General features: G+C 72.2%; 1 protein-coding gene. It reads right to left on the bottom strand.

Going from position 1 to position 14,613, the window contains the following annotated elements; genetic code table 11:
* Positions 1-15: 15 nt before the first annotated feature.
* On the bottom strand, positions 16-14,601 hold the full coding sequence (locus tag BJ998_RS24665) for a type I polyketide synthase (RefSeq protein ID WP_184865274.1): 14,586 nt from the start codon (positions 14,599-14,601) through the stop codon (positions 16-18).
* Positions 14,602-14,613: the final 12 nt, after the last annotated feature.

Below are 14,613 nucleotides of genomic sequence, written 5' to 3'. Positions count from 1 at the left end.
GTTCACCATCGGTGGTCAGCTCGTCTTGCCCAGCGCGCGCTGGACAAGAGCGGCGATGTCCAGCTCGTCGATCAGCTCGTCGTCGGCCGCCGCCGGGACCGCCGCCGGGACGTCCGCCGCCGGTTCCGCGTCGGCCAGTCCCAGCAGGGTCTCCAGCACCCCCGCCTCGCGGAACCGGTCGAACGGCACCGCGGCCAACACCCGCCGCAGTTCGTCCTCCCGTCCAGCAAAGTCGTCCTCGGGCTCCCGCAACAACTCCTCACGCAGGTAGCCGACGAGTGACTCCGGCGTCGGATAGTCGAAGATCAGGGTCGCCGGCAGCTTCAGTCCGGTGGCCGACTGCAGGCTGTTGCGGAAGTTCACCGCCGCCAGCGAGTCGAAGCCGACCTCCTGGAAGGCCTGCCGCGGCTCGATGCCCTCCGCCCCGCTGTGGCCGAGGACCGTCGAGGCGTGCCCGCGGACCAGCCTGAGCAGGATGCGGTTCTGCTCGCCGTCGGCGACGCCCCGCAGGGAGTCGGCCAGCGACGCGGCCGTGTCGCTATTCTCGGCGTCGGGCTGCGACGCCGCCAGGGCCGCCTTCGCCTCGGGCAGGTCGGCGAACAGCGGGCTCGGGCGAACCGACGTGAAGGCGGGGATGAAGGCGCCCCAGTCCATGTCCACAACCGATACGAACTTCTCGTTGCCCCGCACCGCCTGCGCCATCGCCGTCACGGCCAGCGGCGGCGCCATCGGCAGCACGCCTCGGCGGCGCAACTGGTTCAGCGTCGCCTCGTCCATGCCCACGCCGACCTCGTCCAGCGCGCCCCAGGCGATCGACGTCGCCCGCAGGCCCCGCGCCCGCCGCCATTCGACCAACGCGTCGAGCACGGCGTTGGCCGCGGCCGACGGCCCCTGGCCGCCACCGCCCCACACGCCGGCGATCGAGGAGAACACCACAAACGCGTCGAGCGGCGTGTCCTCGAACAGCCCGTCCAGCCACAGGGCGGTGTCGACCTTGGCCCCGAAGACCCCGGCGAGGTCACTCAGGCTCGTGTCGTCGACGGCACTGGTCTGCGTGATGTCGGCGGTGTGCACGACGGCCGAGACCTTCGCCGCGGACACCAGCGCCGTGATCGCGTCCCGGTCAGTGTCGGCGCAGGTCTCCACCACCGTGTCGACGCCGAGGCCGGCCAGCTCGGCCCGTAGGTTCGCCACGCAGTCCTCCGGCGCGTGCGCGGTGGTCGTGACGATGAGTCGGTCCACTCCGGACAGTCCAAGCCAGACGGACGCATGCCGGCCAAAGCCCTCGGCGCCACCGGTGACCAGGATCGTTCCCCGCGGCTGCCAACGGCTGTCGGCCGAGGTCTCCGGCACGGGCTTGCGGACCAACCGCCGGCCGTAGACGCCGGACCGCCGGATCGCGAGCTGGTCCTCACCGGAGGCGCCCGTCAGCACACCGAGCAGGCTCTGCGCCGTGCGCGCGTCACTGGACGCCGGCAGGTCGACCATGCCGCCCCAACGGTCGAGGCGCTCCAACGCCACGGCGCGGCCGAGGCCCCACAACGCCGCCTGGGCCGGCGCGGTGACCGCGTCCTGGATGCCGATGTTGACCGCACCCCGGGTCACGCACCACAGCGGGGCAGTGACGTTACGGTCGCCCAAAGCCTGGACGAGCGCGAGCGTCGTCGCCGCGACCGTGGTCGGGTCCTGCGGCTGCGGGTCCAGCGCCAGCAGGGACAGCACGCCGCTCAGGTCGTGGTCGGGAACCAGGCCGGCGATGTGTTCCCGGGTGCGGTCACCGACCTCCAGCACTGCCAGGTCGAGTCCCTGCCCGGTCAGCTCGGCCAGCAGGGCGTCGTCCTGGTGCCCCGCCGGCACGACGACGAGCCAGCGCCCGCCGGGCACGCCGGCGGCTTCCCGGTCGAGCGGCTGCCAGGTGACGTTGTAGCGCAGCTTCTCCGCGGACGAGCTCTCGCGGCGCTTCTTCCGCCAGTCCGCCAGCACCGGGGCAACCGTGGTCAGCGCAGTGCGCTGGTCGGCCCCCAACTCCAGCAGTGACGCCAAGGAGTCCAGGTCGGAGTGCTCGACCGCGGACCAGAAGTCGGAGTCCGCGCCCTCGGCCGCAACCGTCTCGTCGGTGGTCTCGGCCTCGTGCAGCCAGTAGTGCCGGTGCTCGAAGGCGTAGGTCGGCAGATCGACGCGCCCGGCCGCCGGCACCATCGACGTCCAGTCGACGGCGATGCCCCGCACGAACAGCTCGGCCATCGACGCCAGCAGCCGCGGCAGGCCGCCGTCGTCGCGGCGCAGCGAGCCGGCCACCAGGCCGTCGGTGATCTCGGTGATCGGCTGCACCAGCACCGGGTGGGCACTGAGCTCCACGAACACCCCGTGCCCCTGCTCGACCAGGCTCGCCACCGCCGGCCCGAAGCCGACCTGGTTGCGCAGGTTCCGGTACCAGTAGGCGCCGTCGACGATCCCCGCGTCGCGGATCCACTCCCCGATCACCGTCGAGTAGAACGGGATCGCCGGCGCCTGGGCTTCGGTCCCGGCCAGGGTTTCCGCCAGCGCGGCCTGGATGTCCTCGACGTGACGGCTGTGGGAGGCGTAGTCCACCGCCACCCGCCGCACGCGAACTCCCTGGCTCTCCAGGGTCTTCAGGGCCTCGTCCAACGCCTCGGCGTCACCGGCTACCACGACCGAGGACGGGCTGTTCACCGCCGCCACCTCGACCCGGTCCGCCCACGGGAGCAACCGGCTCGAAGCGTCTTCTTCAGCCAGCGCCACCGAAGCCATGCCGCCGCGACCGGACAACTTCGCGGCAATGGCCTGGCTGCGCAGGGCAACCACCCTTGCCGCGTCAGCCAGCGACAACGCCCCGGCCACGCAGGCGGCGGCGATCTCGCCCTGCGAGTGACCAACCACGGCGTCGGGCTTGACGCCGACCGAGGACCACACCGCCGCCAGGCCGACCATCATCGCGAAGCTGGCCGGCTGCAGGACATCGACGCGCTCCAGCATCTCCGGGGCGGTGTCGCCGCGCAGAACGTCCACAAGGGACCAGTCGATGTGCGGTTCCAACGCGGCCGCGCACTCGGCGATCCGCGCCGCAAACACCGGCGACGCGTCGAGCAGCTCACGGCCCATGCCCACCCACTGCGAGCCCTGGCCCGGGAACACCCACACGACCTTGCCCGGCACATCCACACTGCCGGTCACCAGCGCCGGCGCATTCTCGCCACGGGCCAACGCGTTCAGCCCGGCCAGCGCCTCGTCCGTCGAGCCCGCCACGACCACGGCCCGCTGGGCGAGCATCGCCCGGCCGGAGAGCAGCGCGCCGGCCACCGAGGCCGGCGACAAGCCGGAACCCTTGAGGAAAGACACCAGCCGGCCGGCCTGCCCCGCCAGTGCGGCGGAAGTTCCCGCCGACACCACCAACGGAATGACGCCGTCCACAGCGGTCTCGGCGGCGGCCGGCTCCTCGGGAGCCTCCTCCAGGATCACGTGCGCGTTGGTGCCGCTGGCGCCGAAGGAGGACACGGCGGCCCGACGCGGACGGCCGTTGCGCGGCCACTCCCGGGCCTCGGTGAGCACCCGCACCGCGCCCGCCGACCAGTCGACCTGGGTCGTCGGCGTCTCGACGTGCAGGGTCGCCGGCAGCACCTCGTGCCGCAGCGCCTGAATCATCTTGATCACACCGGCGACACCGGCGGCCGCCTGCGTGTGACCGATGTTGGACTTCAACGACCCCAGCCACAACGGGTGCTCGGGATCCCGCTGCCCATACGTGGCCAGCAGAGCCTGCGCCTCGATCGGGTCGCCGAGTGACGTCCCGGTGCCATGGCCCTCCACAACGTCCACATCGGACGCTTTGAGGCCGGCGGCGGCCAACGCCTGGCGGATCACCCGCTGCTGCGACGGGCCGTTGGGCGCGGTCAGGCCGTTCGAGGCACCGTCCTGGTTGACTGCGGAACCGCGCAGCACGGCCAGGATCGGATGCCCGAGCTCCTGCGCCACCGACAGGCGCTCCATGAGCACAACGCCGACGCCCTCGGACCAGCCGGTGCCGTCCGCACCCTCCGCATAAGCCTTGCAGCGGCCGTCGGCCGACAGGCCGCGCTGCCGGGAGAACTCCAGGAAGGCGTCGGGGCTGGCCATCACGGTCGCGCCGCCGGCCAACGCCATTGAGCACTCGCCGCGCTGCAACGCCTGTGCGGCAAGGTGCATCGCCACCAGCGACGACGAACACGCCGTGTCGACGGTGACCGCCGGGCCCTCCAGACCGAACACATAGGACACACGACCGGACGCCACGCTCGACGCGGTGCCGGTCATCAGGTAGCCCTGCACGTCGTCGGGCACCTTGTTCAGCCGGGTCACGTAGTCGTGGTGGACGATGCCGGTGAAGACGCCGATGTCGCTGCCCTTGACCGACAACGGGTTGATGCCGGCCCGCTCCAGCGCCTCCCACGACGTCTCCAGCAGCAGCCGCTGCTGCGGGTCCATCGCCAGCGCCTCGCGCGGCGAGATCCCGAACAGGCCGGCGTCGAACTGCGCGGCGTCGTACAGGAATCCGCCCGAGCGGGTGTAGCTGGTGTTCGGGTTGGCCGGGTCCGGGTGGTACAGGCCGTCGAGGTCCCAGCCGCGGTCGACCGGGAAGCCGGCGATCGCGTCCCGGCCCTCCACCACCAGGTTCCACAGCTCCTCGGGCGTGTCCGCGCCGCCGGGCAGCCGGGTGCTCATCGCGATGATCGCGATCGGCTCGTCGGTCGTCACCGGGGCAGTCGTCGCGGCGACTTCCCGGCGCTCACCGAGGAGTTCGGCCCGCAGGTGGGCGGCGAGCACGGCCGGCGTCGGGTAGTCGAACACCAGCGTGGTCGGCAGGCTCACGCCGGTGAAGTCCTGCAAGCGGTTGCGGAGCTTGACCGCGCTCAGCGAGTCGAAGCCGAGGCTCTTGAACGACTGCTCCTCGTCGAACGCGTCCGCCTCGCGATGCCCGAGCACGATCGCCGTGCTCGCCCGGACCAGGTCCATCACGACCCGCAGCTGCTCGACCTCCGCCAGCCCGACCAACCGGTCCGCGAACGCGTCACCGGCCGGATCGTCCTGCTCGATCACGGGGCGAACCGTCGATACGGCAACGGGTTCGGTCTCCACCCAGTAGCGCTGGTGCTGGAACGCATAGGTCGGCAGCTCGACGGCGTTGCGCCGGCCCAGCAGCGCCGTCCAGTCGACGTCCACGCCCCGCACGTGCAGCCCGGCGACCGCGGCGACGACGTCGGCGCTTTCCTTGCCGTCCTTGCGAAGCACGGCGAGGCAGCTCTGCTCCGGCCCGCCGAGCACGCCGAGCGCCATCGCCGCCAGCGCCCCGCCCGGGCCGATCTCCAGGAACGTCGTCGCGCCGAGCTCGCCCAGCGTGGTGACGGCGTCGGCGAACCGGACGGCGTTGCGGGCCTGGTCGACCCAGTAGTCCACGGTGTCAAGGCCACCCGGAGCGCCGGTCAGCGTCGACACGATGGGCAGCGCCCCCGGCCGGAACTCCAGATCCGCCAGCACGGAACGGAATTCGTCCAGCATCGGGGCCATCAGCGGCGAGTGGAAGGCGTGACTGACCGGCAGTCGCCGCGTCTTGCGGCCTGGCAGCTCAGCGACGACCGCAAGCACCGCCGCCTCATCGCCGGACAGCACAACGGAATCGGGGCCGTTCACCGCCGCGATGCAGACCACGCCGTCGACCGGCGCGAGCAGCGGCTCGACCTCGGCCTCGGTCGCCTGCACAGCGACCATCGCGCCGCCGGCGGGCAGGTTCTGCATCAGCTTCCCGCGCGTGGCCACCAACTTGGCCGCCTGCTCCAGATCGAGCATCCCGGCGACGTGCGCAGCGGTGATCTCGCCGATCGAGTGGCCGGCCAGCAGGTCCGGGCGCACGCCCCACGACTCGATCAGCCGGAACAGTGCCGTCTCCAGGGCGAACAGCGCGCCCTGTGTGTACATCGTCTGGTCGAGCAGCTCGCCGTCGAACACCACGTCCCGCAGCGGCCGCCCACCCAGGTGCTTGTCCACGGCCGAGCAAGCGGTGGCGAAGGCGTCACGGAAGACGGGGAAGGTCTCGGCCAGTTCCCGGCCCATGCCGGCCCACTGGCTGCCCTGGCCGGTGAACAGGATCGCCACCTTGCCCGTGACCGGCGCGCCGGTCACGACCGCCGGGCTCTCCTTGCCGCCCTCGATCGCGCTCAGGTCCGCGCAGAGCTCGTCCCGGTCGGTGGCCAGGACAACCGCGCGGTGGTCGAGGTGGGCACGGGTGGTGACGAGGGCGTGGGCGGCGTCGGCCACGCCCACGCCCTCGCTGTCCGCGAAGAACCGGGCCAGCCGGCCGGCCTGGCCGCGCAGCCCGGCGGCGGTCCGCGCCGACAGGACCACCGGCACCGGGAAGCCGCTCGGCTCCGGTTCGGAGGTGGTCGTCACAGTGCCTTCTCCGCCCGTACCGGGCGGGGCGAGGTCGCTCCGATCCGCCCTCTTCGCCTTGTCCGGAAAAACCGCTGAAAAGACGCGATTTTCCCGGCCCGCGGCTCCAGAGGACGGCGCGACCTCGCGGAGTTCTGGCGATTCGTCCAGCGGTGGCTCTTCGATGATCACGTGCGCGTTGGTGCCGCCGATGCCGAACGACGACACGCCGGCCCGGCGCGGACGGCCGGTCGCCGGCCAGTCCCGGGCTTCGGTCAGCAGTTCGACGCTTCCCGCCGACCAGTCCACATTGGACGACGGCTGGTCCACGTGCAGTGTCCGCGGCAGAACGCCGTGCCGCATCGCCATGACCATCTTGATCACGCCGGCCACACCGGCGGCCGCCTGCGTGTGGCCGATGTTCGACTTCACCGACCCCAGCCACAGCGGCTCGGCCCGGTCCTGGCCGTAGGTCGCGATGAGCGCCTCGGCCTCGATCGGGTCGCCGAGCGTCGTGCCGGTGCCGTGCGCCTCGACGGCATCGACGTCCGAAGTGGACAGTCCGGCGTTGGCCAGCGCCCTGCGGATGACCCGCTGCTGCGACGGACCGTTCGGCGCGGTCAGGCCGTTCGACGCGCCGTCCTGGTTGACCGCGCTGCCGCGCACCACGGCCAGCACCTGGTGGCCGTTCCGGCGAGCGTCGGACAGCCGTTCCACCAGCAGCAGGCCGACGCCCTCGGACCAGCCGGTGCCGTCCGCGCCGTCGGCAAACGCCTTGCACCGGCCGTCGGGCGCGAGGCCGCGCTGCCGGGAGAACTCGACGAAGGTCTCGACGGTGCCCATCACCATCACGCCACCGGCCAGGGCCATCGAGCACTCGCCGCGGTTCAGCGCCTGCGCGGCCATGTGCAGCGCCACCAGTGACGACGAGCAAGCCGTGTCGACCGTGATGGCCGGCCCCTCGAAGCCGAAGTGGTAGGCCACGCGGCCGGAGATCACGCTGCCGGAGCTGCCGGTGAGGCGGAAACCCTCAACACCGGCCGCCCGCTGCATGAGCATGCTGTAGTCGTGGCTGTTGACGCCGACGAACACTCCGACGTCCTGACCGGCCAGCGAAGTCGGGTCGATAGCGGCCCGCTCGAAGGCCTCCCACGAGGTCTCCAGCAGCAGGCGCTGCTGCGGGTCCATCGCCAACGCCTCGTTCGGCGAGATGCCGAAGAAGGCGGCGTCGAATCCGGCGGCGTCGTCGAGGAACGCGCCGTGGCGGACGTAGGTCGTGCCCTCGTGGTCGGGATCGGGGTGGTACAGACCGTCGGTGTCCCAGCCGCGGTCGGCCGGGAACTCCGTGACGGCGTCGGTCCCGTCGGCCACCACTCGCCACAGGTCCTCGGGACTGTGCACGCCGGCCGGGAACCGGCAGGCCATCGCCACGATCGCGATCGGCTCGTCGGTGGCGACGGACGCCTGCACCGAGTGCTGCGAGGCACCGCCGAGGAGCTTGGTACGGAGGTGCTCGGCCAGCGCGAGCGGCTTCGGGTAGTCGAAGATCATCGCCGGCGACAGGGTGAGCCCGGTCGCGGCGGCCAGCCGGTTGCGCAGCTCCACCGCCGTCAGCGAGTCGAAGCCGGCGTCCTTGAACGTGCGGCCGGGGTGCACGGCGTCGGCGGAGGCGTGCCCAAGGACCTCGGCGGCGTGCTTGCGGACCAGGTCCAGCACCGCCTCGGCCTGCTCGGCGTCGGCCAGGCCGGCCAGGCGGTCCGCCAGCGACAGCGAGCCCGCAGCCTTCGCCGTCCGTCGCGGGGACGGGGCCAGGCCACGCAACAGCGGCTGCAGCGACTCGCCGGCCGCCGCCGCGCGGCGCAGCGCCGGCACGTCGAACTTCGCCGCCACGAACGTGTCGGTGGCGGTCAGGGTGGCGTCCAGCAGGGCCATGCCCTCGTCAGCGGACAGACCGCTCATGCCGGTTCGCTTGTTGCGGTGCAGGTCCGCGGTGCCCAGGTGCTGGGTCATGCCGCTGACCGTCGACCAGTAGCCCCAGGCGATCGAGGCCGCCGGCAAGCCTTCGCGGTGCCGTTGGCGGGCGATGGCATCGAGGCAGGCGTTGGCCGCCGCGTAGTTGGCCTGCCCGGGGTTGCCCAGCACGCCAGCTGCCGAGGAAAACAGCACGAACGCGGCGAGGTCGAGGTCGCGGGTGAGTTCGTGCAGGTGGAGCGCGGCGTCGACCTTGGGCCGCAGCACGGTGTCGACGCGGGCGGGGCTCAGTTCCGTGAGCACGCCGTCGTCCAGGACACCGGCGGTGTGCAGGACGGCGGTGAGCGGATGCTCGGCCGGGATGTTCGCCAGGACGGCCTCGACCTGCGGCCGGTCGGCGGTGTCGCAGGCGGCGATGGTGACCGTCGCGCCGAGGGCGGTCAACTCGTCGTACAGCTCCGGGGCGTGGCCCCGGCGGCTGGCCAACACCAGGTGCCGGATGCCGTGCTTGGTGACGAGGTGCCGGGCGGCGATGGCGCCGAGAGTGCCGGTGCCGCCGGTGATGAGCACGGTGCCGTTCGGATCGAGCGGCCGCTGCGTCTGGTCGGGGGTGACGCGGGCCAGGCGCGGCACCGTTGCGACGCCGTTGCGCACCCGCAGCTGCGGTTCGCCGCTGGTCAGAACGGCCGCTAGCGCTGCGTTGTCGTCGAGGTCGGCGAGCACGATCCGGCCCGGGTGCTCCGACTGGGCCGACCGCACCAGGCCCCACACCGCCGCCGCTCCGAGCTCGTCGGCGTCCCCGGTGACGACGGCCAGCCGGGTGTCGGCCAGAGCCGGCTCGGCCAGCCAGGCCCGCAGCACCGCCAGCGCGGCGTTGACCGACTCCCTCGGGCTGCCGGGAATGGCTTCGTACAGCAGAAAGTACGGAGTTCCCGCCGCGGCAACGTCCTCCGCGGTCGTGATCGGCACGATGTCGAGCAGACCGTCCACTGTGGAGAGCGGGAGTTCCGTCCACTCGATGCGGAACAGGGAGTCGTGCGGCAACGTGCTCGCGCCTTCGTAGGGCGCTGCCACGATCCCGCCGATGGTCATGACCGGCTGCCCGGCGCCGTCGGTCAGCGCGAGGCCGTCGCCCCGCTCCGACACGTGCACCGCAGCCGCGCCCGAGGCCAGCAGGGTCACGCCGGTCCACACCGACGGCAGCGTGCCGGCGGGGAGGATCATGCGGACGGCGGCGTCGAGCAGCGCGGGGTGCAGGCCGTAGCGGTCGGCGTCGCGGAGGCCGTTCAGGCTGATCTCGGTGCCAGCACCGGTTTCCAGCGTCGCCGTGGTGGTCGTTGGAGCCAGCGTGCCGTGCGCGTGACGGGTCCACGGCGCATCGAGCGGGGCGTCCGCCGCGCGAGAGTAGATCTGCACGGTCCGCCGCCGCGTCTGGTCGGGCTCGCCCACGACGGCCTGGATGTCCCGGCCGCCGCGCAGCGGCAGCACCACCGGCGCGTCGACGGTCAGTTCGTCGAGCACGGGAGCGTCGGCCAGGTCGCCGAGCCGGATGGCCAGTTCGACCAGGGTCGCGTTCGGCACCAGGACGCCGTCGCCGACGACGTGCTCCGCCAGCCACGAGTGCGACCGCTGCGACCACCGCGAGGTGGCCGTGAAGCCGGCCGAGTCGGGCTGGCTGACGACCGCGCCCAGCAGCGGGTGATCGGCCGTCGCCTGCCCCAGCGACGCCGCATCGGTCGACTGCGTGGGGTTGAGCCAGTAGTGCTGGCGGTCGAAGGCGTAGGTCGGCAGGTCCACCCAGCCGGCCACCGGCGGCAGCAGCGCCGCCCAGTCGACGGCGATGCCCCGTACGAACAGCTCGGCCATCGAGGTCAGCAGCCGGCGCAGGCCGCCCTCCTCGCGCCGCAGCGAACCGCTGGCCACCACGCCCGGGATCTCGGTGATCGGCTGCACCAGCACGGGGTGGGCGCTGATCTCCACGAACATGCGGTGCCCGAGTTCGACCAGGTCCGTGACCGCCGGCCCGAAGCCGACCCGGTTGCGCAGGTTCCGGTACCAGTAGCCGCTGTCGACGACCTCGTTCCACTCGCGGGTCACCGTCGAGTAGAACGGGATGGCCGGCGTACGGGCCTCGATCCCGGCCAGGGTCTCGGCCAGTGTCTCCTCGATGTCCTCGACGTGCCGGGTGTGCGAGGCGTAGTCCACCGCGACTCGCCGCACCCTGATCTCGCTGGCCTCCAACGACTTCAGCGCCTCGTCCAACGCCTCGGCGTCCCCGGCGATCACCACCGAGGACGGCCCGTTGACCGCGGCGACCTCGACCCGGCCGGCCCACGGCTGCAACCGGGCCAGAGCGTCTTCTTCGTTCAGCGCGACGGAAGCCATGCCGCCGCGACCAGACAGCTTGGCGGCGATGGCCTGGCTGCGCAGGGCAACCACCTTCGCCGCATCCTCAAGGGACAGCGCCCCGGACACGCACGCGGCGGCGATCTCCCCCTGGGAGTGACCGATCACGGCGTCGGGCTTCACACCGACCGACGACCACACCGCCGCCAGACCGACCATCACGGCGAAACAGGCGGGCTGCAGCACGTCGACCCGCTCCATCAGTTCGGGCTCGGCGTCGCCACGGAGCACGTCGACCAGCGACCAGTCGGTGTACGGCTCCAACGCGGCGGCGCACTCGGCCACCCGCTCGGCGAAGACCGGCGAGGAATCCAGGAGTTCCCGGCCCATGCCGGCCCACTGCGTGCCCTGGCCCGGGAACACCCAGACCAGCTTGCCCGGCACGTCCGCGCTGCCGGTCAGCGAGTGCTCACCGTGGGCCAGCGCGGTCAAGCCGGCCAGCCCCTCCTCGCGGGAACCCGCTACCACAACGGCCCGCTCGCTTAGCACCGCCCGCTTCGACACCAACGCCCCGGCCACGGCCGAAAGCTCGTTGTTCTCAACAACGGTGGCTAGCCGGCTGGCCTGCGCCGCCAGCGACTCGGTGCTCCGCGCCGACACCACCAGCGGGAAGACGCCGTCCACAGCGGCCTCGGCGGCGGCCGGCTCCTCGGGAGCCTCCTCCAGGATCACGTGCGCATTCGTCCCACTGACGCCGAACGACGACACGCCCGCACGACGCGGGCGCCCGTTCCGGGGCCACTCGCGGGCCTCGGTCAACAACTCCACGGCCCCGGCGGACCAGTCCACCTCGGGCGTGGGCGCATCCACGTGCAAGGTCGCCGGCGCAACCCCGTGCCGCAGCGCCTGAACCATCTTGATCACACCGGCGACCCCGGCGGCCGCCTGCGTGTGACCGATGTTGGACTTCAACGACCCCAACCACAGCGGCCGCTCGGCGTCCCGCTGTCCATAGGTGGCAACGAGAGCCTGCGCCTCGATCGGGTCGCCCAGCGACGTACCGGTGCCGTGCGCCTCGACAACGTCCACATCGGACGCCGCGAGTCCGGCGGCGGCGAGCGCCCGGCGGATGACCCGCTGCTGGGACAAGCCATTCGGGGCGGTCAGACCGTTGGAGGCACCATCCTGGTTAACGGCGGAACCCCGCAGCACCGCCAGCACCCGGTGCCCACGCTCACGGGCCACCGACAGCCGTTCCAGCACAACGACGCCCGCGCCCTCGGCCCAGCCGGTCCCGTCGGCCGCAGCGGCGAACGCCTTGCACCGGCCGTCGGGGGCCAGGGCCCGCTGCCGGGAGAACTCCACGAAGGTTCCCGGCGTGGCCATCACGGTGGCGCCACCGGCCAGCGCCATCGAGCACTCGCCCTGCCGCAACGCCTGCGCGGCAAGGTGCATCGCCACCAGCGACGACGAACACGCCGTGTCGACGGTGACCGCCGGGCCCTCGAAGCCGTACACATAGGACAGTCGTCCCGACGCCACACTCGACGCCGACCCGGTGGTGGCAAAGCCCTCCAGCTCCGGCAGGTCAACGCCGACGCCGTAGCCGTGACCGAAGACACCGACGAACACGCCGACATCGCTGCCCTTCAACGACGTCGCATCGACACCGGCGGCCTCGAACGCCTCCCACGACGTCTCCAGCAGCAACCGCTGCTGCGGGTCCATCGCCAGCGCCTCACGTGGCGAGATCCCGAAGAAGCCGGCGTCGAACATGCCGGCTTCGCTGAGGAAGCCGCCCTTGTTCGTGTACGAAGTGCCGGGGCGCTCGGTGTCGGGGTCGAACAGCCGGTCCAGGTCCCACCCTCGGTCGTCGGGGAAGTCGGAGACGGCGTCGACTCCGTCGGCCACCAACCGCCACAGATCGTCCGGCCCGGCCACGCCACCGGGCAGGCGGCAGGCCATGCCCACGATGGCGATCGGCTCGTCCGGGTCGGCGGCGGTGATCGTCTCGACCACCGGCCGCGCGTCGCCGAGGAGCTCCGCCCGCAGGAAACCGGCCAGCGCCATCGGGGTCGGGTGGTCGAAGACGACAGCGGCGGGCAGCCGCAGCCCGGTGGCCGCGGTCAGCCGGTTGCGCAGCTCGACAATGGCCGCCGAGCTGAAGCCCAGGTCGCGGAAGGCACGGTCGGCCGGAACCGGCTGCCCCAGCACTTCGGCGGCCAGTTCCCGAACCAGGTCCTCCAGCAGGAAACCGTCCACACCAGACAGGCGCTGGCGCAGGGCCTCCGCCACGACCGCGTCCGGCTCGCTCACCGGCGCGTTGTCGTACTCGGTCGCCGCGTACACCAGCCGGCTCGGCTGCTCCGCCAGCAGGCGACGCTGGATCTTGCCCGAAGCCGTCCGGGGAATGCTCTCCACCTCACGAACCTGCTCGGGCACCTTGTACGCCGACAACTGCTCCCGGCAGGCGGCCAGCAGTGCCTGAGCGTCAAAGCCGTCGGGACCGGGAATCACATAGGCGACGGGAACTTCGCCGAGGGTGTCGTGCGGCAGCCCGGCCACCGCCACGTCCACCACACCCGGGACGGCGCGAACGACCGCCTCCACCTCGGCCGGGTGGATGTTCTCCCCACCGCGGATCACCAGCTCCTTGATCCGGCCGCAGATGCTGAAGTAGCCGTTCTCGTCGCGGCGGGCCAGGTCGCCGGTCCGGAACCAGCCGTCCCGCATCGCGGCGGCGGTCGCCTCCGGGCTGTTGTGGTAGCCGACCATGACGTTCGGCCCCTTGACCCACACCTCGCCCTCCTCGCCGACCGGCATGTCCAGCCCGGTGGAGGGGTTGACGATGCGAACGCCGACGCCCGGCACCGGCAGGCCGCAGGAGCCGTCGACGCGAAGGCCGTCCGGCGGGTTCATGGTGATGGCGCCGCAGGTTTCGGTGCTGCCGTAGGCGTCGATCAGCGGGACGCCGAAGGTCTCCTCGAACTCCCGGCGCAGCCCGGCCCCGAGGACCGCGCCGCCGGCCAGGCCGATACGCAGGCTGGGCGCGGAGAATCCGTCCCGGCGGGCGGCCGTCACGAGGTGGTGGTACGTCGTCGGCACGCCGGCGAGGAAGGTCGGCTCCTCCTCGCGGAGCGCTCGGATCACGTCCTGCACCGCGCCGCCGTCCAGGATCCGCGCGGTCGCGCCGACCACCGTGACCGACAGAACGCAGGCGATGTGGGAAAGGCTGTGGAACAACGGGAGTGGCCAGAGCACCCGGTCCTGCTCGCTCAGCCCGGGGATCGGCACGTAGCAGGAAGCCACCGACGTCAGGCAGTTGCGCTGCGTCGACAGCACGCCCTTGGGCCGGCCGGTCGTGCCCGACGTGTAGAACATCCACGCCACGTCGTCGAGATCCAGGTCGTCCCGGGCCGCCTCGGTCGGCTCGGTGGTGGCGAGTTCGTCGTACGAGAGCGTTCCCGTCGGGGCGTCACCCGTCACCAGCACCGTGACGTTCGAAACCCGGAACCGCTCGGCCTGCGCAGCGTCGGTGATGACCACCGTGGCGCCGCTGTCGGACAGCAGGTACTCCAGCTCGGCCAGCGAGGAGGCCGGGTTGAGCGGCACCCCGATGCCGGCGGCGCGCACGACGGCCAGGTAGCACTCCACAGTGGACACCGTGTTGCGCAGGCAGATGGCCACCCGGTCGCCGCGGCGCACGCCCAGGCCGGCCAGGTGCCCGGCCAGCCTGCGCGTGCGCGCGTCGAGTTCGGCGTAGGTGACCGCCCGCCGGTCGTCCTCGAAAGCCACCTTGCCGGGGAAGCGGGACGCGTTCACCTGGAGTGCGACGGGCAGTGGCTTGATGAGGTCGGTGCGCACGGTGCGGCAGTT

The sequence above is a fragment of the Kutzneria kofuensis genome, from assembly GCF_014203355.1.
Classification (GTDB): domain Bacteria; phylum Actinomycetota; class Actinomycetes; order Mycobacteriales; family Pseudonocardiaceae; genus Kutzneria; species Kutzneria kofuensis.
The sequence above is the reverse complement of the archived record's forward strand: the minus strand, read 5'-3'. Positions and strand labels throughout refer to the sequence as shown.